General features: G+C 70.4%; 23 protein-coding genes. 11 read left to right on the top strand and 12 right to left on the bottom strand.

Translation table 11 applies throughout. The features are described 5' to 3' along the window. Positions 1-7: 7 nt before the first annotated feature. The 3 genes from AB0F52_RS39865 to AB0F52_RS39855 form a co-directional block, all read right to left on the bottom strand. Entirely contained in the window at positions 8-850 is an 843-nt protein-coding gene (locus tag AB0F52_RS39865; RefSeq protein WP_360182513.1) for a DUF4097 family beta strand repeat-containing protein, read from the bottom strand. Between the two features lie 73 nt (positions 851-923). Continuing rightward, positions 924-1,412 (bottom strand): toxin-antitoxin system HicB family antitoxin, encoded by a 489-nt coding sequence (locus AB0F52_RS39860; RefSeq protein ID WP_360182510.1) that lies wholly within the window; start codon positions 1,410-1,412, stop codon positions 924-926. 80 nt (positions 1,413-1,492) lie between these two features. After that, positions 1,493-2,176 (bottom strand): GntR family transcriptional regulator, encoded by a 684-nt coding sequence (locus AB0F52_RS39855; RefSeq protein ID WP_360182507.1) that lies wholly within the window; start codon positions 2,174-2,176, stop codon positions 1,493-1,495. Between the two features lie 48 nt (positions 2,177-2,224). Here AB0F52_RS39855 and AB0F52_RS39850 point away from each other — a divergent pair, with 48 nt between their 5' ends. Beyond that, positions 2,225-3,442 (top strand): MFS transporter, encoded by a 1,218-nt coding sequence (locus tag AB0F52_RS39850; protein ID WP_360182504.1) that lies wholly within the window; start codon positions 2,225-2,227, stop codon positions 3,440-3,442. A 27-nt stretch (positions 3,443-3,469) separates the two neighbouring features. Here AB0F52_RS39850 and AB0F52_RS39845 read toward each other — a convergent pair whose 3' ends face one another. The 3 genes from AB0F52_RS39845 to AB0F52_RS39835 all read right to left on the bottom strand — a co-directional run bounded on the left by AB0F52_RS39845 (position 3,470) and on the right by AB0F52_RS39835 (position 6,598). Then, positions 3,470-4,189 carry a tyrosine-protein phosphatase gene (locus AB0F52_RS39845; protein ID WP_360182501.1) on the bottom strand — a complete coding sequence of 240 codons (720 nt, stop codon included), beginning with the start codon at positions 4,187-4,189 and terminating at the stop codon, positions 3,470-3,472. Between the two features lie 60 nt (positions 4,190-4,249). After that, on the bottom strand, positions 4,250-5,644 hold the full coding sequence (locus tag AB0F52_RS39840; RefSeq protein WP_360182498.1) for a mycothione reductase: 1,395 nt from the start codon (positions 5,642-5,644) through the stop codon (positions 4,250-4,252). 96 nt (positions 5,645-5,740) lie between these two features. Further along, positions 5,741-6,598 carry a M15 family metallopeptidase gene (locus tag AB0F52_RS39835; RefSeq protein ID WP_360182495.1) on the bottom strand — a complete coding sequence of 286 codons (858 nt, stop codon included), beginning with the start codon at positions 6,596-6,598 and terminating at the stop codon, positions 5,741-5,743. 194 nt (positions 6,599-6,792) lie between these two features. Between AB0F52_RS39835 and AB0F52_RS39830 the strand changes: the two genes are divergently transcribed. Next, positions 6,793-7,617, top strand: coding sequence for a serine protease (locus AB0F52_RS39830; protein ID WP_360182492.1), 825 nt, complete (start codon positions 6,793-6,795; stop codon positions 7,615-7,617). An 18-nt stretch (positions 7,618-7,635) separates the two neighbouring features. Continuing rightward, complete coding sequence (locus AB0F52_RS39825) at positions 7,636-8,067, top strand: GNAT family N-acetyltransferase (RefSeq protein WP_360182489.1); 432 nt, start codon at positions 7,636-7,638, stop codon at positions 8,065-8,067. A gap of 81 nt (positions 8,068-8,148) precedes the next feature. Here AB0F52_RS39825 and AB0F52_RS39820 read toward each other — a convergent pair whose 3' ends face one another. The 3 genes from AB0F52_RS39820 to AB0F52_RS39810 all read right to left on the bottom strand — a co-directional run bounded on the left by AB0F52_RS39820 (position 8,149) and on the right by AB0F52_RS39810 (position 12,320). Beyond that, positions 8,149-9,324: an 8-amino-7-oxononanoate synthase gene (locus AB0F52_RS39820; RefSeq protein ID WP_360182486.1), complete on the bottom strand. Its 1,176-nt coding sequence runs from the start codon at positions 9,322-9,324 to the stop codon at positions 8,149-8,151. 108 nt (positions 9,325-9,432) lie between these two features. After that, complete coding sequence (locus tag AB0F52_RS39815; protein ID WP_360182484.1) at positions 9,433-11,034, bottom strand: DEAD/DEAH box helicase; 1,602 nt, start codon at positions 11,032-11,034, stop codon at positions 9,433-9,435. 323 nt (positions 11,035-11,357) lie between these two features. Beyond that, the gene (locus AB0F52_RS39810) at positions 11,358-12,320 is read right to left on the bottom strand and encodes an RIO1 family regulatory kinase/ATPase (RefSeq protein ID WP_360182481.1); all 963 of its coding nucleotides are present in this window, start codon (positions 12,318-12,320) and stop codon (positions 11,358-11,360) included. Between the two features lie 273 nt (positions 12,321-12,593). Between AB0F52_RS39810 and AB0F52_RS39805 the strand changes: the two genes are divergently transcribed. From AB0F52_RS39805 to AB0F52_RS39790, 4 genes are all read left to right on the top strand, one after another. Continuing rightward, entirely contained in the window at positions 12,594-14,144 is a 1,551-nt protein-coding gene (locus AB0F52_RS39805; protein ID WP_360182478.1) for an NAD(P)/FAD-dependent oxidoreductase, read from the top strand. 159 nt (positions 14,145-14,303) lie between these two features. Beyond that, positions 14,304-14,570, top strand: a complete 267-nt coding sequence (locus tag AB0F52_RS39800; RefSeq protein WP_360182475.1) for a hypothetical protein — start codon at positions 14,304-14,306, stop codon at positions 14,568-14,570. Between the two features lie 132 nt (positions 14,571-14,702). Continuing rightward, positions 14,703-15,476, top strand: a complete 774-nt coding sequence (locus tag AB0F52_RS39795; protein ID WP_360182472.1) for a hypothetical protein — start codon at positions 14,703-14,705, stop codon at positions 15,474-15,476. After that, positions 15,473-16,375 (top strand): hypothetical protein, encoded by a 903-nt coding sequence (locus AB0F52_RS39790; RefSeq protein ID WP_360182469.1) that lies wholly within the window; start codon positions 15,473-15,475, stop codon positions 16,373-16,375. The genes AB0F52_RS39795 and AB0F52_RS39790 overlap by 4 nt, the downstream gene beginning before the upstream one ends. Here the strand turns inward: AB0F52_RS39790 and AB0F52_RS39785 are convergent. Beyond that, on the bottom strand, positions 16,365-17,258 hold the full coding sequence (locus tag AB0F52_RS39785) for an MBL fold metallo-hydrolase (RefSeq protein ID WP_360182466.1): 894 nt from the start codon (positions 17,256-17,258) through the stop codon (positions 16,365-16,367). The two genes, AB0F52_RS39790 and AB0F52_RS39785, sit on opposite strands and share 11 nt — an antisense overlap. On the opposite strand from AB0F52_RS39785, the gene AB0F52_RS39780 reads away from it, so the two are divergent. Continuing rightward, complete coding sequence (locus tag AB0F52_RS39780) at positions 17,257-17,400, top strand: hypothetical protein (RefSeq protein ID WP_360182463.1); 144 nt, start codon at positions 17,257-17,259, stop codon at positions 17,398-17,400. The two genes, AB0F52_RS39785 and AB0F52_RS39780, sit on opposite strands and share 2 nt — an antisense overlap. A gap of 321 nt (positions 17,401-17,721) precedes the next feature. Here AB0F52_RS39780 and AB0F52_RS39775 read toward each other — a convergent pair whose 3' ends face one another. Continuing rightward, the gene (locus AB0F52_RS39775; RefSeq protein WP_360182460.1) at positions 17,722-18,645 is read right to left on the bottom strand and encodes a hypothetical protein; all 924 of its coding nucleotides are present in this window, start codon (positions 18,643-18,645) and stop codon (positions 17,722-17,724) included. Positions 18,646-19,427: 782 nt separating this feature from the next. Between AB0F52_RS39775 and AB0F52_RS39770 the strand changes: the two genes are divergently transcribed. Genes AB0F52_RS39770 through AB0F52_RS39760 form a run of 3 tightly spaced genes read left to right on the top strand, consistent with a single transcriptional unit; the run spans position 19,428 to position 21,679 of the window. Next, the gene (locus AB0F52_RS39770; protein WP_360182457.1) at positions 19,428-20,294 is read left to right on the top strand and encodes a LysR substrate-binding domain-containing protein; all 867 of its coding nucleotides are present in this window, start codon (positions 19,428-19,430) and stop codon (positions 20,292-20,294) included. 47 nt (positions 20,295-20,341) lie between these two features. Then, positions 20,342-21,145 (top strand): SAM-dependent methyltransferase, encoded by an 804-nt coding sequence (locus tag AB0F52_RS39765; protein ID WP_360182454.1) that lies wholly within the window; start codon positions 20,342-20,344, stop codon positions 21,143-21,145. After that, positions 21,146-21,679, top strand: coding sequence for a TetR/AcrR family transcriptional regulator (locus AB0F52_RS39760; protein WP_360182451.1), 534 nt, complete (start codon positions 21,146-21,148; stop codon positions 21,677-21,679). It begins immediately after the preceding gene. On the opposite strand, the gene AB0F52_RS39755 is transcribed toward AB0F52_RS39760, so the two are convergent. After that, entirely contained in the window at positions 21,676-22,230 is a 555-nt protein-coding gene (locus AB0F52_RS39755; RefSeq protein WP_360182448.1) for a suppressor of fused domain protein, read from the bottom strand. The two genes, AB0F52_RS39760 and AB0F52_RS39755, sit on opposite strands and share 4 nt — an antisense overlap. Positions 22,231-22,290: the final 60 nt, after the last annotated feature.

Here is a 22,290-nt window from a genome sequence, read left to right as displayed (position 1 = left end):
GGAGTCTTCAGGCCCGGCGGATGACGATGTCGCCGGTGTAGGTGTGGGCTTTGACCTCGACGGTCTCGGTGCCGGCGCCGGGTCCGTCGGCGGCGCTGAGCGTGTTGCGCACGGACCCGGTCAGCGAGTTCAGCTCGAGCCACGCGGCGCTGCCCTCGCGGATGCCGACCTCGATCTCCCCGACGGCCGTCTCGAGGACGACCCGGTCCCGCACGACCTCGCCGAGCCGGATGTCGCCGGCGGCGGTCTTGGCGTGCACGCCCGCGTGGGCCAGGTCGACGAGGATGTCGCCGTTGGCCGTGCTGACGCGCAGGTCACCGGTCACTTCGCCGACGCGGGTCTCGCCGTTGGAGTTCTTGAGGACCGCGGTGCCGTCGATCTCGCGGATCCGCAGCTCGCCGGAGCCGGTGCCGAGTTCGGCGTGCCCGGTGGCGCGTTCGACGGTGACGTCGCCGGTCGCCGTGCTCGCCTCGACCCGGGCGGCTTCGTCCAGGTGGATGTCGCCGACGGAGGTCTTGAAGCGGCTGGGACCGACCCGGCCCGTGACGCGGAAGTCGCCCATCGCGGCGGTGCCGCTGACCTGCGAACCGGCGGGCAGCTCGACCGTGACGTGCAGGGCGCCGCCCTTGCCCCAGAGCTTGGTGACGTACTTCGGGCCCTTGACCAGCAGCTCGCCGCCGGCGAACTCGACGCGGGTCTTCGCGACGGCCTTGACGTCCTCGTGGTCGCCCGGGTCGGCCGGGGTGACCTCGACGGTCGTTTCCGTGCCGTCACCGGCGACGATCCGGACGTCCGCGACGCTCACGTCGATCGTGGCCGTGATCGGCTCGGGGGTGGGGAAAACGGGCATGGCTGCGCCCTCCTGGGGTGCTCGGGTGGCGTCTCCGCAGGTCGGAGACGTGAAAGGCAAAGGGGAAAGGGGGTTATTGCACCCAGCCGGTGTACTTCTCGCCGAAGACCGAGCGGCGCTGGGTGGGGCGGCCGCGGTCGGTCCCCAGCGCGCTGCTCGCGGCCCGGACGAGCCAGGCGTTGATGGAGATGCGCTCCCGGCCGGCGGCTTCCTCGACGCGCTGCTTCAGTTGTTCGGGCAGCCGCAGGTTGATCCGGGAGACGGCGCCGTCGTCGGCCTCGGGCGGCGGCGGGGCCTCCGCCGGAGCCGGTTCGGGCGCCGTGGGCAGGGAAACCGCGAACTCCGGTTCGCGGCGGCGAAGGCGTACTTCGACGGAGCCGGGAGCGAGATCGCGCGTGATCTCGTCGGCCGCGGCCGACAGCGCGTCGAGCAGGGTGAGCCGGATGGCGGACTCCAGCGGGGAGGCCAGCCGTTCGGCCAGGGTGACAGCGTCCTCGCCGGCCGCCTCGGCGGCGACCGCGAACTCGCGGCGGAGGCTGTCCACGAAGGGCGTCAGGTCCATGGCACTACTGTGGCACCGCGATGGTGCCACGACAACCCTGAAATGGCACCCTTAGGGGTCATCGTCGATAAATCCTCAGGTCAGGAGCGTTCGATGCGCTCCAGGAGCTCGTCGAGGAACCCGCAAGCTTCGGCGGCAGCGCGGTCCGGGTTCCGGTCGGCGATGGCCCGGGCGAGACCTTCGTGGCCGATCTCCGGCGAGTGGGCCGCGCCCGGCGCGATGCTGGACGTCGTCGCGATGCTGGCCGCGATGACCTCCGTCAGCCCGCGGTAGAGCTCGGTCAGCAGCCGGTTGTGGCCGGCGCCGACGACCGCGCAGTGGAACTCGGCGTCCGTGCGCGCGAAGTCCTGCCAGCGTCCTTCGCGCAGCTCGACCTCACGGCGGCCGAGCAGCGACCACAGCGCGGCGACCTCTTCCTCGGTCCGCTCGACGGCGGCGAGCCGCGCGCCTTCGACCTCCAAGGTGCGCCGGACCTGCAGGACTTCACGCAGCTCCGAGCCGCAGAGCCGCCGGATCGCGCCGGAAACCTCGCTCGTGGCGCGCACGTAGGTGCCGTCGCCCTGCCGGACCTCCAGGAGCCCGGTGTGCGCGAGCGCGCGGACGGCTTCGCGGACGGTGTTGCGCCCGACGCCGAGCTGCTCGACGAGCTCGGCCTCGGTCGGGATGCGTTCGCCGATCGGCCATTCGCCCTGCGTGACCGCGGTCCGCAGCTGGTCGATGACCTGGTCGACGAGGCCTGCTCGGCGCGTGGTGGCCAGAGGCACAGGATTATCCCTTCATCCAATCATCCTACGTATGCCATAGTAGCGGGCATGCACGTCGAACACCGTGAACCCGAACTGGACGGCGTCGCCGAGGTCCGGACGCCCGGCGTGGTCGCCGCCGGGGCGCTGCTCGCGATCGCGGTGGTGCTCACCGCCCTCAACCTGCGCCCGGCCATCACCGGCGTCGGGCCGATGCTCGCCGAAATGCGCTCCGACCTGGGCGCTTCCGTCGTCTGGGCCGGGGTTCTCACGACGTTGCCGACGCTCTGCTTCGCCGGGGCCGGGCTGGCCGCGCCGCTGCTCGCCCGCCGGGCCGGGGTCGGCGCGGCCATCGCGGTCGCGCTGGCCGCCCTCGCCGCCGGGCTGGTGCTGCGCGTGCTCGACGGCCCCGCCGTGGTGCTCGGCGGGACGCTCGTCGCCACCGCCGGGATCGCCCTGATCAACGTGCTCATCCCGGTCGTCATCAAGGACTCCTTCCCGGCTCGGATCGGCCTGCTGACCGGCGTCTACACCGCCGCGCTGCAGGGCGGCGGTGCCCTCGGGTCGGCGGTGACCCCCCGGCTCGGCGACGCCCTCGGCGGCTGGCGCCCGGCGCTGGGCGGCTGGGCCGCGCTGGCCGTCGTCGCGCTGCTGGCCTGGATCCTCGCAGCCCGCGGCACCGGCCGGGCACCGCGGCCCGCCGACGGCGCCGAAGGCGGTCGCTCGCTGCTGCGCAACCGGCTGGCCTGGATCGTCACGGCCTTCTTCGGCCTGCAGGCGTTCTACGCCTACGCGGCGATGGGCTGGTTCCCGCAGGTGCTGATGGACGCGGGCGTCCGGCGCGACGACGCCGGGCTGCTGTTCGGCCTGGTTTCGCTGATCGCCGTGCCGATCAGCCTCGTCGTCGCGCCGATGGCGGCCCGGCAGCGCGGGCAGAGCCGGTGGATCGTCGGGCTGGGCGTGTTCGGCGTCGCCGGGACGGCCGGGCTGATGCTCGCGCCGTCGTGGTCGCCGCTGCTCTGGAGCATCCTCGTCGGGCTCGGGATGAGCACGTTCTCGCTGGCCCTGACCGTGATCGCGCTGCGCGCGCGGACCGGGGCGGACACCGCCCGGCTGTCCGGGATGGCGCAGGGCTTCGGCTACCTGTTCGCCGCGCTGGGCCCGTTCCTCTTCGGCCTGCTGCACGACCTCGCGGGCGGCTGGACCGTGCCGCTGGCCATGCTGCTGGGCCTGCTCGGGGTCCAGCTGACCTTCGGCGCCCTCGCCGGCCGCCACCGCTTCGTCTGAAGCCGTGAATGACGCTGGAGGCGACTCTCAGCCGACGGTCAAGCGGGCTTGCAGGGCGGCGAGTTCGGTGGTGGACAGACCGTTGCCGAGGAGGAAGCCGGGCATCGTCAATGACGTGATCGTCGAGCTCAGCGCCGCTTCGATGGTGGTGTTCCCGGCCGTGAGAAGTTCGGTCACCACGGTGAGCTGGTCACGGAAACCGAGTTCGTCGTAACGCTGCTTCATCCGGTCGTAGGTCAGCAGGTAGTCGGCGATGATCTCGTCCGGCGCCGCTTCGGCCAGCGTGAGCAGAACAAGGGCCAGCAGCCCGGTCCGGTCCTTGCCGCCGACGCAGTGGAACACCACGCACCCGGGTGGGGCGTTGGCGATCGTGCGTACGGCGGAGATCACCGGCTCGGGGTGTTCGGCGAGCATCGCCGGGTAGTGCAGCGGAGAACCCAAGCCGTCGATCTTCGTCCACCGCTCGTGGAACGGTGTGCCGACCGGATCCAGCGGAGTCCACGCGGTGGTGATCCCCGCCGGCCGCGGCGCGTGGTCCGGCTCGCGCTCGTCAGGGTTTCGCAGGTCGACCACAGTGCGTACCCCGTATGCCCAAGCCGCCGCCCAGCCGGCCTCGCTCAAGCGCGCCGGTGCCTCCATCCGGACCACCGCCCGCGGTTTGACCCGGCCCAGGCCGCCCAGGTCGCGAACGTTGACACACCTGTCCCAAGAAAGCTCTCTGCCACCGGTCACAGTCGCAGGACGCATCAGCCCCGCCCCGGGTTGGCGCACCGATCGGCGTGCGGTGGGGGAACCGTCCCCCGCGGCTCAGTCCAGGGGCAGGTTGAGCAGCGCGTTCTCGATCAGCTCCGGCATCGCCGGGTGGATCCAGTACTGGCCGCGCGCCATGCTCCGCGCGTCGAGGCCGAAGCTCATCGCCTGGATGAGCGGCTGGATCACCGACGACGCCTGCGGGCCGATGATGTGCGCGCCGAGCAGCTGCCCGGTCGCCGGGTCGGCCAGCAGTTTCGCGAAGCCCGTGGTGTCCTCCATCGCCCAGCCGTAGGCGATCCCGGCGTAGTCCTGCTTGGAGACCACATAGGACACCCCGAGGTCGCGGGCCTTCTGCTCGGTGAGGCCGACCGAGGCCACCTGCGGGTGGGTGAAGACGGCGTGCGGCACGAAGCGGTGGTCGGCGGTGATCCGCTCGTCCGGGTGCAGGAGGTTGTGCTGCACCACGCGGGCTTCGTGGTTCGCGACGTGCTTGAGCTCGTGCGGCGACGAGAGGTCGCCGAGCGCGTAGATGCCCTCGACCGCGGTCTGCTGGTAGGCGTCGACCACGACGTGCCCACTGTCCATTGTGGTCACTCCGGTCGCGGCGACGTCGAGGAGGTCGGAGTTCGGCTTCCGGCCGGTGGCGATCAGCAGCACGTCGCCCTCGACGGTCTCGGCGCCCTGCGGTCCTTCGAGGTCCAGCGCGATGCCGTTCTCGGTCTTGCGCGCCCGCACGGTCTTGCGGTCGAGGCGGACGTCGAACCGCTCGGCGGCCAGTTCGGTGAAGCGCGCGCTGACGTCCTCGTCCTCCGAGCGCAGCAGCCGTCCGGAGCGGTTGACCAGCGTGACCTGGACGCCGAAGGAGGCGAAGACGTGCGCGAACTCGGCCGCGATGTACCCGCCGCCCAGGATGACGATCCGCTGGGGCAGCTCGTCGAGCCGCATCACGGTGTCGGAGGTGTGGTAGTCGATGCCGTCCAGGCCCGGGATGTCCGGGATGACCGGGCGGCCGCCCGCGGCGAGCACGAACTCGTCGGCGGTCAGCACCTCGTCGGGGCGTCCGTCGGCGAAGCTGACCCGCAGTTCCTTGTGCCCGGTGAAGCGGCCCGTGCCCTCGTAGACGTCGACGTTCGCGTTGTCCTCGTGGCTGCGGCGGTACTCCGCGCCGCCCGCGGCGATCGGGTCGATCCGGCCGAAGACGCGGTCGCGGATGTCGCGCCAGCGCACGCCCTTCAGTTCTTCGTCGACGCCGTATTTGGCACTGTGCGAAGGCGTGTACGCGACGTCGGCGGCGTACACGAACATCTTCGTCGGGATGCAGCCCACGTTGAGGCAGGTGCCGCCGAAGGTGCCCCTCTCCACGATCGCCGTCTTCTTGCCGGCGAAGTCCGGGCCGAGGATGGAGTTCCCCGATCCCGTCCCGACGATCACCAGGTCGTAGTGGGGCACTGCATCCTCCGCGGGTCCGGGTCCGGTCGTTTCACCCTAGCCAACCTCGCCGCGGAGGCAGGTGTTCCCCGCTGTGCTTCACGTCGTATTACGTGGTCAGTGGCCGGTGGCGGTGAAGTGCATCCGGTCGGTCGGGCTGTGCCAGTTCCCGCCCCAGCTCCACCCGATCGCCGCGAACGCGCGCACGGTCGCGTCGCCGGCCAGGACCATGCCGGGCCGGTTGCGCGAGCGGTCGACGTACGCCGACGCGAGTTCGGGCAGCACGAGATCGCCCTGGGTGTAGGGGTTGCAGAACGGGTTGACGTCCACGGCGAGCCCGGAGGCGTGCGCCGACCACGTCGTCTGCCCGCGGGCCGGGCGGCAGACGAACGCGCTGGTCGAGTTGCCGTCCCCGGTCGGCGGCGCGGTGAGCTCGGCCGGGCCGGTCACGCGCATTTCTTCGAGCGGGAAGCGCGCGGCGAACAGCTGCCCGAAGACCTTGGTGATGCCCGCCGCGCCGGTGGCGTTCACCAGCATTTCGCCGGTGTGCGCGCGCCCGTCGAAGCCCCAGAAGGACATCGTCAGGTAACGCAGGTCGGCCGCCTTGACGGGGCAGCCGGGTTGCCAGGTGCTGCGCGCGAGGACGTCCGCGGGCACGGCGCTGATCGTCGACGCGTACGCGGTGCCTGCGGGTGGGGGCAGCACGTCTTTTGTCGGAAGTGCCCGATTCACCAGTTCGGGTGGCGTCGGCTCGACCTCGCCGAAGCCGTCGGAACGGCGGGGGAGCGGCCGCGCACCCACCTGCCAGCCGGCGGCGGGTGCGCTCGACGCCGTCGCCGGCCGGGCCGCGGTGCTGGGCGCGTTCGACGTCGACGTCGTCGGCGCAGGTACCGGCGGTGGCACCGGCGGCGCTTCCGGCGAGCACCCGCTCACGGCGAGGGCCAGTGCCGCCCCCGCCGCTGCTTTCCGCCACATCCGGCCAGCTTGGCAGAAGCGGTCCCCGGGCGGAGACCACCCGTTCCAGTGACACCGTTTTGGGCCCCCTCGGCTTAGGGTATTGAGCGAACGTCGTTCACGCACCGGAGTCGTCCGGGTGCCGACTGCTCAGCTCCGTGCTGCGCCGAAAAGTGCTGCTTCGAAAAAGTGCTGCGTCGAAAAGGGGAAGACCCATGTCCGTGAAGTCCCGCCGATCCCTGCTGTTCGTGAGCGGCGCGCTCCTCGCGGTCGCCGCGGTCGCCGTCCCGGTCGTGGTGGGCACGGCGGCGGCGGACCCGGGTGCCGCCGGGTCCGGCAACCAGGCGCGGATCGTCGGCGGCAACCAGGCTTCCCTGGCCGACCACCCGTACGCGGTGTACCTGACCGACGCGGGCGGCAACCAGTTCTGCGGCGCGGTGATCGTCAGCTCCACCTCGGTCGCGACGGCGGCGCACTGCGCCAAGGCGGTGGCGAAGCAGGACATCCGCGTGGTGGCCGGCCGCGAGGACAAGCGCACGAGCGACGGCCAGGTCCTGGGCGTCTCCAAGGTCTGGGTCAGCCAGGGCTACACCGACCCGACGCAGGGGGCCGACGTCGCGGTGCTGACCGTGCGCGGCCAGTTCGACTACCGGCCGGCGAAGCTGCCCGGCAGCGGCGACACGGGGCTGTACGCCAAGGACACCCAGGCGACCGTGCTCGGCTGGGGCCGCATCGCCGACGGCGGCGCCCGCTCCGACTACCTGCGCGGTGCCGAGGTCCCGGTGGTCTCGGACAGCGAATGCCACACCGACTACAGCGTCTACGACCAGCGGACCATGGTGTGCGCGGGCTACCCCGAGGGCGGCGTCGACGCCTGCCAGGGCGACTCCGGCGGCCCGCTCGTGGTCGGCGACACGCTGATCGGCATCGTCTCGTTCGGCGACGGCTGCGCGAAGGCGGGCAAGCCGGGCGTCTACACGCGCGTCTCCACCTACGCCAAGGATATCGAAGCCCAGGCCAAGCCCCGCCTCCTCGGCTGAGCGTGCTAAGCAGGGGGTATGCCGACCCTGCACGACGCGACCGGTCCCGAGCTGACCGCCGCCCAGCTGCACGACATCCTCCGCCTGCGCGTCGACGTGTTCGTCGTGGAGCAGAAGGCCGCGTACCCGGAGCTCGACGGCCGTGACCTGCGCCCGGACACCCGTCACCTGTGGTTCGAGGACGACGGTGCGGTCCTGGCGTACCTGCGGGTCCTGCTCGACCCGGGCGGCATCCGCCGCATCGGCCGCGTGGTGACGGCGGCCCCCGCCCGCGGCGCCGGCCTGGCCGCCCGCCTGATGGACGCGGCCCTCACCACCCCGGGCGAGTACGTCCTCGACGCCCAGACGTACGTCCAAGGCTTCTACGCCCGCTACGGCTTCGTCCCCGAAGGCCCGGAGTACACCGACGACGACGGAATCCCCCACATCAAAATGCGCCGCCGCCCCTGAAGCCCGCGCAATCACGCGAGATGCCCCCTCAATCACGCGAGATGCCCGCAGAGTCACGCGAGATGCCCGCAGAGGCACGGCTCAGGCGAGCGCACCCGGCGGCGCCGTCGCGGTGATGACCTTCACCGCACGGTCCACATCGGACTCCGTGAGGTCGGCCCGCGCGGTCAGCCGCAGCCGCGAGATCCCGTCCGGCACCGACGGCGGCCGGAAGCACCCGACGCGGATGCCCTGTTCCGCGCACGCCGCGGCCCACGCCACCGCCGTCTCCGCGGACGGCGCCTGAACCGAGATCACGGCGGCGTCCGGCACGCTCGCCTTCAACCCGGCCGCCTTCAACGACATCGCCAGGTTGCCCGCGTTCTCGAGGACCTTCCCCGCCAAGCCCGGCTCTTCCTTCAACGCGTGCAACGCCGCCAGCGCGGCCGCGGCGCTCGCGGGCGCCAGCGCGGTGTCGAAGATGAAGCTGCGCGCGGTATCGACGAGGTGTTTGATCACCCGGCGCGGCCCGACCACCGCACCACCCTGGGCGCCGAGGGACTTCGACAGCGTCAACGTCGTGACGACGTCAGGCGCGCCCGACAGCCCGGCCGCGTGGACCGCGCCGCGGCCGCCTTCGCCCAGGACGCCGAAGCCGTGCGCGTCGTCCACCAGCAGGGCCGCGCTGTGCGAACGGCAGATTCCGGCCAGCTCTTCGAGCGGGGCGAGGTCGCCGTCGACCGAGAACACCGAGTCCGTCACCACCAGCGCCCGCGGCTTGCGGCGGGTCGCCAGCGCGTGCTTGATCGCCGACGGCGTCGCGTGCGCAACCGCGGCGACGTCGGCCCGCGACAGCCGGCAGCCCTCGATCAGGGACGCGTGGATGTACTTGTCGGTGACGATCGCGGACTCGGCCCCGGACAGCGTCGTCACCGCGCCGAGGTTCGCGGCGAAGCCGGAGGAGAACACGAGCGCCGCCTGCGCGCCGCAGAACCGGGCGAGCTCCAGCTCCAGCTCGGTGTGCAGCTCGGTCGATCCGGTGACCAGCCGGGACCCGGTCGACCCGGCACCCCAGCGCAGCGCGGCGGCCGCGGCGGCTCCGGCGACGCGCTTGTCGCGGGCCAGCCCGAGGTAGTCGTTGCCCGCCAGGTCCAGCTCATCGGCCTTGGCGGGACGCGGTCGCAGCTGCCGCACCAGGCCCGCGCTCGCCCGCTTCTCCGCTTCGACGTCGAGCCAGTCGAAAACCTCTTCGGGCGGGAGCGTCGGCGGCGTAGTCACGTCCCGCAGTCTCCCATCCGAAGCTCGAAGCTCCGCCAAGCGGGCCTGGAAACGCCGGAAGCCCCGGACCGCGAGGTCCGGGGCTTCCGAATGATGCGAAAGAGACGATCAGCTGTCGTAGCCGCGACGCGGGCCACGGCTCGGACGGCCGTAGCCACCGCCGTTGCCCGTGCGGGGCTGACGGCTGCGGCCGCCGAAGCCGCCGGGGCGGCCGCCTTCGCGCGAACCCTGGTAACCGCCACGGTCGCCACCGCGGTCACGGTCGCCGCCGTAGCTGCTGCCGCCGCGCTCGCCGCCCTGGCTGCTGCTGCTGCTGCCGCCGCGGTAACCACCGCGGCTCGAGCCGCCGAAGCCGCGGTCGCCGCGGAAACCGCCACCGCCGCCACGACGCGGGCTCTCGCGCCGACGCTCGATGACCGGCTCGCCGCTGGGCTCGCGGGCACCGGTGATGCGAGTCAGTGCTTCGTCGCCCGGGCGGACCATCGTGGACTCGGCGCGGACGCCGGCCCGGTCGGTCATCCGCTTGACCATGCGACGCTGGTCGTTGGTGACCACCGTGACGACGACCCCGGACGCCCCGGCGCGCGCTGTGCGGCCCGCGCGGTGCAGGTAGTCCTTGTGGTCGGCCGCCGGGTCGACGTGCAGCACCAGCGAGATGTCGTCGACGTGGATGCCGCGCGCGGCGACGTCCGTGGCGACCAGCACCGGGGTGTGGCCTTCCTTGAAGTCGGCGAGCACGCGGTTGCGCTGCCCCTGCGTCTTGCCGCCGTGCAGCGCCGCCGCGTTGACGCCCTGCTCGCGCAGGCGCTCGGCGAGGCGGTCGACGTGGTGCTTGGTGCGGACGAACATGATCGTGCGGCCGTCGCGGGCGCCGATCTGGGTGATGACGTCCTGCTTGTCCTGGTGCGAGACCTGGAGCACGTGGTGGTCCATGGTCGTCACGCTGGCGGTCGACGGCGCGACCGAGTGCGTGACCGGGTCGCTCAGGTACTGCCGGACCAGGCGGTTGACGTCACCGTCGAGGGTCGCGGAGAACAGCAGCCGCTGGCCCCCCGGCGGGGTGAGGTCCATGATCTCGCGGACCTGCGGCATGAAGCCCATGTCCGCCATCTGGTCGGCCTCGTCGAGGGCGATGAAGTTGCAGTCGCCCAGGTGCGCGGTGCCCTGCCGGACGTGGTCCGACAGCCGGCCCGGGGTGGCGATGAGCAGGTCGACGCCGCGGGACAGCGCGTCCGCCTGGCGGGCGAAGGCCATCCCGCCGACGGCGGTGCGGCACCACAGGTTGAGCGACCTGGCCAGCGGGGTGAGCGAGTCGGCGACCTGCATGGCCAGCTCGCGGGTGGGAACGAGGATCAGCGCGCGGGGGCGCTTCGGCCGGGCCTTGCCGTCGGCGAGCCGGGCCAGCATGGCCAGGCCGAAGGCGAGGGTCTTGCCGGAGCCGGTCTGGGCGCGGCCCAGCACGTCGCGGCCGGCCAGCGCGTCGGGGATGGTCGCCGACTGGATCGGGAAGGGGCTGTTGATGCCCGCCTCGCTGAGCGCGCGGAGCAGCGGCTCCGGCAGGCCCAGCTCGGCGAAAGTCTTGGTGGCCACGAGCTCGACCGCGTCGTCGCGCAGCATGTCGCCGCCGGCCGGGCGGGTGCGCGGCTTGCGGTCGGGACGGCCCGCGTGCGCGGACGTCGAGGAAGGGCCGGAGTTGAACGTGACGGTCACAAATGCCTCTCGGACGTGGTTCGTCGCAAGGGAGGCCCGGGCAGCCCGCGCGCAGGCAGGGCAAGATGGTGTGCGATGGGCGTTCACAGGGACGGACCCGGCACACCGTGTCATCGCTTGCCGACACTGCGCGCCGCTTGGGTTACGGATCACCGCGAGCCATTCGGTGGCTCTGGAGGCGACGGACACCAACTCATCCACGCCGCCGGTTGCGGTCTGTACTTACTGTACCCGAACCGGAGCCAGGACTACTCATCGAGGTCACCGGTTGTGGGCGGTGTCGCAGTCGTGGTCCAGGCCACAGCCGCGACGCCGCCCACGATTTACTCCAGTCCGGCGGCGGAAACGAGCTCCACCAGCAGTTCTCCGGTCCTCGTCACGTCCTCGCCGAGACCCCGGCCGTGGAACCACCCGGCCAGGTTGCGCACGTCCCGCGCCAGGAATTCGACGCCGCCGGGGTTGGCCACGACGTCGACGACCTGAGGCAGGTCGATCACCATCACCCGGCCCCGGTGCACGAGCACGTTGTACGCCGAGAGGTCGCCGTGCGCGAGCCCCTCGGAGGCGAGCAGCTCGAGCGCGGCGGTGGCCTGGAACCACAGGTCCTTCAGCTCGTCCGGGTCCGGGCGGACCTGGGCCAGCCGGGGCGCGGCGGTGCCGTCTTCCTCGCCGAGGAACTCGAGCAGCAGTTCCGTGCCCTCGCGCTGCACCGGGTAGGGCACCGGCGCGCCGAGCGTCCACAGGCGACTCAACGCGGCGAACTCCGCGACCGCCCACTGTTCGGCGATGAGGTTGCGGCCGAACGCGCTGCGCTGCGCCATCGCCCGCATCTCGCGGGAGCGGCGCATCCGCCGCCCTTCGAGGTAGCCGGCGTCGCGGTGGAACAGCTTGTGTTCGTCGCTGCGGTAGCGCTTCGCCGCGAGCAGCGTGCCCGGTGTGCCGGGCAGCCCGCGCCGCAGGAGGTGGACGTCGGCCTCCTTGCCGGTCTTGAGGACGCCGAGGTCGGTGTCGACCGCGGCGAGCTCGGTGACGACCCAGTCCGGCCGGGGTGACGGACCGTGTTCGGCGTCGTCCCAGGTGGACCAGCGGTCGGCCCCGTCGGGCAGCTGGTTTTCGGTGTAGGCGTCGTCGCGCAGTTTCGCGAGCCGGACGCGTTCGGCTTCGGTCAGCCGGCCGCTGCGGGTGGGTTCGGGTTCGTCGAACCGCCCGCGGCGCCGCGAACGCGCCTGGCGGCGGGTCGGCTGGTCGTCGAACAGGTCGAAGTCTTCGAAGTCGTGCTGGCGCACTGGTGGGGTTCTCCTTGTTCAGGGCTGCCCCACCGGGCGCGTGATCAGCCTCGGGGGGCGGGTGGGTGAGGGCGCGGAAGGGCCCGGACAGTCATCACGACAGGCACCTCCCGTTCTCATCCACCGGCTCCCTGCCGGCCGCGCTCAGCTTGGCGGACCGGTCACGCTCCGCGCAACCGAATAGCGCGAAAGGGCCACTCGTGACGTTTCCTTGAAATCGGCCCGGTGCCGTGGTCACGATGAAAGGGCAGGCCGAACCAGGAAGGGCGGCAGATGGACAGCTACGACGTGGTGATCGTCGGCGGCGGGCACAACGGCCTGGTGGCGGCCGCGTACCTGGCGCGGGCGGGCCGGTCGGTGCTCGTGCTCGAACGGCGGGGTGAGACCGGTGGCGCCGCCGTATCGTTCCGCGCGTTCGAGGGCGTGGACGTCCGGCTTTCGCGCTACTCGTACCTGGTCAGCCTGCTGCCGAAGAAGATCGTGGCCGACCTCGGCCTCGACGTGGAGCTGCGACGGCGCCGGATGTCGTCCTACACCCCGTCGGGCGGCTCCGGTCTCCTTGTCGACAACGACGACGCCGTCCGGACGGCGTCGTCGTTCCGGGCGGTCACCGGGTCCACATCGGACTTCTCGGCCTGGCGGCGGTTCTACGAGCTGACCGGGCGCGTCGCCGGGCGCGCGTTCGGGACGCTCACCGAGCCACTGCTGTCCGAAGTGGACTTCCGCGAACGCCTCGGCGACGCCGAGGCGTGGTCCTTGCTGTTCGAACGGCCGATCGGCGAAGCGCTCACATCGTGGTTCGTCGACGACACGGTGCGCGGCGTGGTGCTCACCGACGCGCTGATCGGCACGTTCGCCCCGGCGGACGGCGAGGACCTGCGGCAGAACCGGTGCCTGCTCTACCACGTGATCGGCAACGGCACCGGCGACTGGGACGTCCCGGTCGGCGGCATGGGCGCGGTCACCCGTTCGCTCGCGGCGGCTGCCGCCGCGGCGGGCGCGCGCCTGATGACCGGTGCGGAGGTGCTCTCGGTCGACCCGGACGGCGAGGTGCGTTACCGGCGTGAAGACGCCGAACTCGTCGTCCGGGCCGGGCACGTCCTGGCGAACGTCGCGCCGGCGACGCTCGCGCGGCTGCTGGGCGAGGAACCGGCGGAACGCCCGGAAGGCGCGCAGCTGAAGGTGAACATGGTGTTGACGCGGCTGCCGAGGCTGCGTGACCCCGGCGTCGATCCGGCCGACGCGTTCGGTGGCACCTTCCACGTCAACGAGACCTTCACGCAGCTGGAGGCGGCGTACCGCGAGGCGGCGGCGGGCAGGATCCCCACGCTGCCGCCCTGCGAAATCTATTGCCACTCGTTGACGGATCCGTCGATCCTCGGCCCGGCCGAACGCTCGGCCGGCACGCACACCCTCACCCTGTTCGGCCTGCACATGCCGGCCCGCCTCTTCGAGGGGCGCAACGAAGAAGCACGCGAAGCGGCGTTGCGCGCGACGCTGGCTTCGCTGAACAGCGTGCTGGCCGAGCCGATCGAGGACTGCCTGCTGACCGCGCCGGACGGCAGGCCCTGTGTGGAAGCGAAAACCCCGTTGGACCTGGAAGCCGAGCTGGGCCTTCCGGCGGGGCACATCTTCCACCGGGACCTGTCGTGGCCGTACGCGGAGGATCCGGCCCAGGCGGGCAGCTGGGGCGTCGAGACCGCCCACGAACGCATCCTGTTGTGTGGCGCGGGTGCCGCGAGAGGAGGTGGTGTCAGCGGCATCCCCGGCCACAACGCGGCGATGGCGGTGCTCGGCGCCCGGGTGCCTGACCGGAATCGGTGATCCTGAATTGCCCGCGCTCCATATCCGGTGAAAAAGACACTGTTTCCGCCGAATCGGCGCTGCCCCATGCAGGTGCATCGCGCGGAGCGGCGTTGACACCCGGATCCACCGGTGCTCCCATGAAAAGGCCGGCGGCGGTGGGGCGCGGGAGGGGTCATGATGGACGAACACGCGGCATTCACGGATTTCCCGCTCGAGGTCAGAAGGCGCGCGGCGAGCTACCTCGGCGTGACCGCCCGGACCGGAATTCCCGAATCGTCACGGATCGGGTCCGAGGGTACCGAGAGTTCCGAAAGCACCGAGGGTTCCGAAGGAAAGGAAGGCACCGAAGGGAGCGAGAGCACCGAGCGTTCCGAGATGACGGAAACCAGCGAGAACACCGAGACCAGCGAATCCGCGGAGCGGTATGCCGGCCGGTTCCGCTGAAGGTGACGGCGGCACCGTCGTGCCCGGCGAACCGTTCATCCCGGCCGAAGCACGGCCCCCGGTGGCCGACGAATTGGCGAGAACCGCCTGGCAGGTCGCGGCGGCCCTCGAGGTCTGGGAAACCAGCGGGCGATGACGCTCCTGGTCATAGCCCCGGACACGGACGAGACGGCGGCGCGGTTCGCCGGTTTCGCAACCGGGCAAGGGATTCCGGCGGTCGTCGCGCACGGGTTCGGCCGGGTCGGCGTCTCGGTGCGGGCGACCCGGGAGCGGGTCTGCCGTGCGCGGCTGACGGTCGACGGCGCCGAGGTCAGCGGGATCCTCAACCGCGGGACCGGCGGCTGGGGTGACGAGCCGGACCCGGATCGCGCGTTCGCCGCGGCCGAGACCTACGCGGCGTTGTGGTCGGCGGTGGCGTTGTGGCCGGGGCCAGTGGTCAACCGGCCGTCGGAACACGGCTTCCTGGCACGCCTGGACCCGCTGGAACTCGCCGGCGCCGGGGTCGTCGAGCCGCCGCGCACGGTGATCCTCAACGACGGCTCGGCGCCAGGACGGGAGGTGTACCGCATTCCCGAGTGGACAGTGATGGATCCCGACGCGCCGCGCAGCCGGTTCGACGTCGTCCAGATCGCCGACCCCGGCCGCGCGCGCCGGTTCCTCGTCGCCGGAGCCGAGGTCTTCGAGGTGGGCGGCGCCGGAGGACGGCTCGCCCGGGAGACGGCGGAGCGGGTGGCTCCGATCGTCGGCTGGCTCCGCGGGCGGGGCACGGTGTTCGCCGACTTCCGGGCGGAACTCGGAGCCGCTGGTCCGCGGCTGGCCGACGTCTCGTGCTGGCCGGGGCACGAGCTGTTCCCGGACCTCGAGGACCAGGTCTACGCGGCGCTGCTGGCCGGGCTCACCCCGTGATCCTCTGCCTCGGTGTCGCGGCCGACCCGACGTTCACGGCCGGGCTGCGGGCCCTGCGCCGGGCCGGGATCGCGTTCCGGCCGGTCGACCTGCCCTCGCTGGCGATGCGCGGCAGCATCCGGATTTCCCTGGAGTGCCCGGCCGAAACCGTGTTGTCGCTGGACGGCGAGAGCCACCGGGCCGGGGACTACGCCGCCGTCTGGTGCCGGCTGGTGGCGGTCGCCTCCGCCGCGCCCACCGCCGAACTGGCGGCGGCCTCGGCGGGCCAGACCGAGGCGCTGGCGCGGATCCTCGAATTCGTGCCCGGCAAGGTGATGAACCCGCCGCTGCGCGAAGCATCGGGATTCACCAAGCTGCTGCATTCGGTGGCCCTCGGCGAAGTCGGCGGTTGGCGGGTTCCGGAAACCTGCCTCACCTCGGACCCGCAGGAGGCACGGGACTTCGTCCGCGGCTGCCGCGCCGGCGCGATCTTCAAGGGCGCCAGCGCGACGAAGACGTGGGCGACGGTCTTCGAACCGCACCACGAGTCCCGGCTGCCGCGGCTCGTCCACCTGCCGGTGCTGTTCCAGGAGCGGATCGTCGGGCCGGACGTGCGGGTCCACGTCGTGGGCGGCCGGTCGTTCGGCGAGCTGATCGACTCGCCGGTGCTCGACTACCGGACCGTCCGCGGGACCAATGACTACCGCCCGCTGATCCCACCCCCGGAGATCACCGAAGGCTGTGCGCGGCTGACCGGGCACTGCGGCGTCCCGTTGCTGGGTGTCGACTTCAAGATCGACCGTGCCACCGGCGAGTGGTTCTTCCTGGAGGCCAACTCGATGCCGTGCTTCGAGGGCTACGACGAGCGAGCCGGCGGCGCCATCTCGCGGGCGATCGTCGAGTGGCTCGTCACGCCGTGACGTCGTATTCCGCGCAGAGGCAGCCGATGCCCGGCTCGATCCACTCCCGGCCCGCCCACTCCGGACGGCGCTCGACGAGCACCGCCCGGACCTCCGCGACGAGCTGTTCGGAGTCCATCGCCGAGTCCCGGCGCCGCCAGGTCTCGTCACGCAGCTCGCGCAAGTAGTCGCGGACGTCGATGAGCACCGGCAGCCCGCCGATGTCACCGTGCCCGGGGACGACCACTCGAGGCCCCGCCGACACCAGCCGGTCCAGGACGGCGAGCCAGCCGACGCCCGAGACGTCCGTGTCGTGCGGCGGGAACCACGGGAAGATGGCGAACTGCCCGGTCTCGGCCAGGTCGCCGGTGAACAGGACGCCGGCGTCCGGGACCTCGACGACCTGGTCACCGGCGGTGTGGCCCCGGCCGGTGGGGCGCAGCCGGACGGTCCGGCCGCCGAGGTCGAGATCCCGGGAGCCGTCGTAGACCTCGTCGGGCGCAGGCACGTGGACGCCGTCGAGGCGGCGGGCGATGGTCTCGCCCAGGCCGCGGAACATCGCCAGGTAGCCCGCGCCCCTGGTGGCGAGGTCCTCGGCCTGGCCGCGGTTGACCAGGTAGGTGGCCTCGCCGGCGAAGACCTGCGCGCCGAACGCGTGCTCGGGGTGGAAGTGCGTCGTGGTCAGGTACAGGCGTCGGCCCTTCGCCACTTCGCGCGCGAAGGCGAGCACCTGCGCCGCGTTGGCCGTGCCGATGCCCGTGTCGACGACCAGGACGGCCTCGGTGCCGCCGACGACACCGATGTTGGGCACCAGGTCGACGTGGTCGTTCGGGATCACCAGCAGGTCGGGGGCGATCTCGCGGGCGCCGGAGACGCGCACGGCGGGATCGGTCAGCTCGGTCATGCCCCGATTCCACCGCCGCCCGGGCACCGGCGTCCAAGACCGGTTCGGTGGGGCCGATACCGGGCGAATATCGTCGCCGGTCATGGAGCTGCGCACGCTGCGGTACTTCGTCGCGGTGGCCGAACAGCTGCTATTCTTCTAGACTGCAGAGCGACCGACCTCACGTGAACGTGAGAATCGCTTATTTTAGACGTCTGATTATTTAGTCGCAGTAGGCGTCACTTGGACAAGCGATTTAATCGTCCCAGTTGCCGGGGGAACCAGAGTAGCGTGCGGGGGCTGGGATTTATCGATTAAATAAAAAACGACCCCGATTGCAACTATGATAACGAGGACGCTCCCTGCCAGCAAGCCATACCGTCTTGAGCTATTCACTTCTCAGCCTTGTCCGAGTCGATATAGTGGGGGTGAGTCATTGTCACGACTCACCCCCACTATATCACAGTTCAGGCTATCCGACTGCTTAGGTGCGACTGGCTTCAGATGTGAAGACGTCGAGGCCAAAGCGGTCCTCTGCGACTATTACGCCTCCTACCTGAGCCCCAGCGGAAAGGGATCCAGTCAGAATAGGGCCGCCACTGTCGCCGGACTGCACGATCGAGCCGCCATCACCAGATGTTGCGCGGTCAATGCCGCAGACTAGGTCTGCTGCGTCGGTGTCTATGCAAATATCTACGGCATTGACCGTCGCACCGCGACACACGTACCCTGTGAATGACCCGTTTGTGCAAACGCTCTGACCGACCACAAACTTGATCGAATCGCTAGTCTGGGTTGTGGCGACGTATTCTTCGAGATTAACGACATCGGAGGTGTACTGCTGGTCGGAAAGCGGGACGGATGCCTTAATATTCGCGAAATCAGGGTTGCCATTTCCGTCAATACTCAAGCTGACAGTGCCGAGAATGTCAGTGTAGTAGGCGGTACTGGCAGCTTGGTCGTAGTATCCCTGATAAAATGTGGCGCCTGTCGGTCCACAATGCCCCGCGGTGACCACTTCGGTCAACGACTTCCGGTGCATCGCGGTAGTGCACTGATAAATTTTGTTACCGTTGGGGTCAAGCGTGAAAATGCGAACCGCGGAGTTGTACGCCGCGAAATCGAGAAGTCGACTCGGAGATTTTGCCTGATCAAGCATTGCAATCGAGCTTTTACTCACTTTCTGAAGTTTTATCGGCTTCTCCGAGGTCGTCACTTTCCTTGCCGTTATCGGCCGACTACCGGAAATAACCCTAACAAGTCCCGATCCGTAGCGATCGCGTAATGCCAGAACGTCTTTGTCGGATGGATTGGCGACCTCGATTACGACCTGATTGGTATCTTCGTCAATGTGCCAGGCAGTTACTCGACCGTCAGCGATATTCTTGTTCTTGACGTCGGCTGCCACTTGCGACATGACAGATTTGAGAATGTTTCGGCTCGTGCTTTGCTTTGTGACCTCCACTCGAATCGAGGAGTCCGCGACCGAACTCGTCCTATTTACAGTGTTACCGTGAAAAAGTTGATTTAGGTTCCTGGTGGCGGCGTCAATGTCAACTGCACCGAGAATGTAAGTATGTCTCACTGCGTCGAAACGTAGACTTGAATACAAGGTCGAGTTTCCGTAAGCCGTGCTTACTAATGCCTGCAATTCGTTTGCGGGAATATCAACGAGATTCGAGCTTGCAACTGTCGTTGCTGAAGCCAACGAAGCCCCGGAGACTAAAGAACAAAAGGTCGCAAGGAGAAGTGAAGTAATCCTCTTGTTGCGCTTACGCATTACACCCCTCGTATTAATTTGGCACGCGCCGTTGAGATATAACGACAGATAAGCTTATTTGCTAACCCTAACTGTTGACATCTGCCATGTGGGTGATCTATTCACATAGTGTATCTATAGTAGGGGTAAAAATTGCTTTACGATCCGCTAATTGATCTAAAGTGCTACGTCGTTCGGCGCAGTGGTCATACACTCATGCCGCGTTGATACACCTGCGCTCACGTGGGCTGCCAGAGTTGAGCCGCCCGACGCTGTAGACACAGCATCGGGCGGCTCCTTCTACGTCCGGGCCTGGAACAGGGCGGTTCGTGGCGGCGCACGGCAGGATGGACGGGACGGGAGTACCTGCCCGTTGTGGTGATCGTTTTTGCCAGCGCGGGGAGACCCACATCGGGGTCTGGAGTGACAAAGTGGATAACCGCAGGTCAGCGCTTGATCTAGAGCGCATCAGAAGATTCGTGGTTGTCGCCGAGGAACTCCACTTCGGCCGGGCCGCGGCGCGGCTGCACATGAGCCAGCCGCCGCTGAGCCGGGCGATCAAGCAGCTGGAAACCGACGTCGGCGCCGTCCTGCTGGTGCGGTCCGCCGCGGGCGTCACGCTCACCTCGGCGGGGTCGGCGCTCCTGGCCGAGGCGCGGTCGCTGCTCGACCAGGCCGACCAGGCTCGCGTGCGCGTCGCCGCGGCGGCGGGCGCGCCGAGCCTCACCGTCGGCATCCTCGGCGACGGCGCCGACCCGGCGGCGACCCGGCTCGCCGACGCCTACCGGCGGCAGCACCCGGACGTCGAGGTCCGCGTCCGCGACGCCGACCTCACCGATCCGACGTGCGGGCTGCGCGCCGGAGTGGTCGACGTCGCGCTGACCCGCGGGCCCTTCGACGAGACCGGCCTGGCGGTGCACGAACTGCGCGCCGACCCGGTGGGCGCCGTGCTGCGGGCGGACGACCCGCTGGCCGGGCGTGCCCACGTCACGCTCGCCGACCTGGCCGGACGGCGCTGGTTCCGGTTCCCCGACGGCACGGACCCGGTCTGGCAGGCGTACTGGCACGGCCGCGAACACCGCGAAGGGCCGGTCGTGCGGGCGGTCCAGGAGTGCCTGCAGGCCGTGCTCTGGAACGGCACCGTCGGGCTGATGCCCCTCGGGCACCGGCCGCCGGGCGAACTGGTCGTGGTGCCGCTCACCGACATGGCGCCGAGCCCCGTGCTCGTCGCCTGGAGGGACACCGGGCCGCTGGTCCGGTCGTTCGTGCAGCTCGCGGTGGCCGCGTACCGGGGATGAGCGGGGTCGGCCTGGAAAAACGAACGTTCATTCACTATGCTGATCGCATGCGCTCCGCCAGTCGCACCGCCGAGCACGTCGCCCTCTTCCGAGCCCTCGAGACCCGGCGCCGCGACCGGCTCTTCGCCGACGACCACGCCATCCGGTTCCTGTCCGCCCGCTACCGCTGGCTCGTGCGGGCCGCCGCGGTGCCGCCCGTCGGCCAGGGCATCGCGCGGCTCATCGACCGCCGCTATCCGGGCGGCCCCCGCACGTCCGCCGTCGCGCGCACCCGGCTGATCGACGATCTCCTCGCCGAAGCCCGGCCGGAACAGGTTCTCCTGCTCGGCGCCGGCTACGACAGCCGCGCCCACCGCGTTCCCGGGATGCCGCCCACCTACGAGGTCGACCACCCGGCCACCCAGCGGGTCAAGCGGCAGCACATCGCCGACCGTCCGCACGTCCACTACTTCCCCGTCGATCTGAACGCCGAAAGCCTCGCCGTGGCCCTCGACGGCCTCCCCGCCCGGCGCACGGCGGTCATCTGGGAGGGCGTCACGAACTACCTCACCGCGCAGGCCGTCGACGCGACCTTCCACGACCTGACCACGATCGTCGCGTCCGGCAGCACGATCATCTTCACCTACGTCGACCGTGCGGCGCTCGGCGCCGACACCCCGTGGCACCGGGAGGTCGAGAAGGTCGGCGAGCCGTGGACGTTCGGCCTCCACCCCGCCGACGTGCCCGGCTACCTGGCCGAACGCGGTCTGGACCTGAAGGGCGACCTGTCGGCGAAGGAAGCGGCCGCCCGCTACCGCCGGGACGAGCCCGCCGCGGAGTTCTACCGGATCGCGTGGGCGGTGGTCCGGTAGATGCCCAAGGTCAGCGCGGAGCACCTGACGAACCGTCGCCGGCAGATCCTCGACGCCGCCGCCGGCTGCTTCGCCCGCAACGGTTTCCACCGCACGTCGATGCAGGACATCGTCAAGGAGTCCGGTCTGTCCGCCGGGCTGATCTACCGGTACTTCCCCGGCAAGGAGGACATGATCCTCGCGATCGTCGAGGAATGGCACACGACCCGCTCGGCCGGCCTGGGGACCGCGAGCGATCCCCTCGACGCCTACCTCGGCCTCCTGCGGGCCATCGCCGCCCCGGACGCGGCGCGGCAGCGGAACCTCGGGATGCAGGCGTGGGCCGAGACCGTCCGCGAACCCCGCATCCGCGCCCTCGCCCGCCAAGGTGTCGACGAGCAACTCGAGGCGTTCGGGGACGTCGCGCCGGCAGCTCTCATCCGGGTGCTCGTCGCCATCCACCAAGGGTTGCTGCTGCAGGCATCCTGGGACGACAGCCTGGACGTCGAGGCGTTCGTGGCCGCGGTCGGCGAGCTCGTGCGGCGGCGCGGCTAGACCACGGGTGGGCGGCGGACGTCGTAGAGGTCCCAGTCCAGCTGCCAGAACGCGTCGATGCCGTGCTCGCGGATGTACTTCCGCTCGGTGTCGTGCACGGGGTAGCAGCCCGCGATGCTGATCGGCGCGCCGCCGATGTCGATCAGCGTGTACTGGTGGGCGTCGAGGCCGGACGGCGCCGAAATGGCGAACGCCGTCATCGACGACTCCGGGGCGATCGGCTGGCCGAAGTCGATGGTGTCGCCGTAGACGAACGGGCACCTCCCGCGCAGCTGCTCGGCCAGGTAACCGATGGCCAGCGCCCAGATCGGGTCGTCGGACCGGACGCTGATCCACAGCTCCGGTCGCACGCCGTGCCAGTCCGGGTGGTCGGCCAGGGAAAGGCCGTAGGTCGCGCCGGTCAGGTAGCGCGGTTCGGGCTCGTCGGCGTAGACGAACGCGATGACGTCGTCGAGCCCGGGCTGCGTCGAGGGGATGGGCTGCAGCCGGGGCGCGGCGGACCCCGTCAGGGTGTCGAGATGGGCGAAATACCGCTCGGCACGGCTCGGCATGGCGCGCAGCATACGACCGGTCGCGCGTCGGCGTGGGTTATCCCGTTGGCCCGGGCGCGG

The sequence above is a fragment of the Amycolatopsis sp. NPDC024027 genome (genome assembly GCF_040638975.1).
Classification (GTDB): domain Bacteria; phylum Actinomycetota; class Actinomycetes; order Mycobacteriales; family Pseudonocardiaceae; genus Amycolatopsis.
The sequence above is the reverse complement of the archived record's forward strand: the minus strand, read 5'-3'. Positions and strand labels throughout refer to the sequence as shown.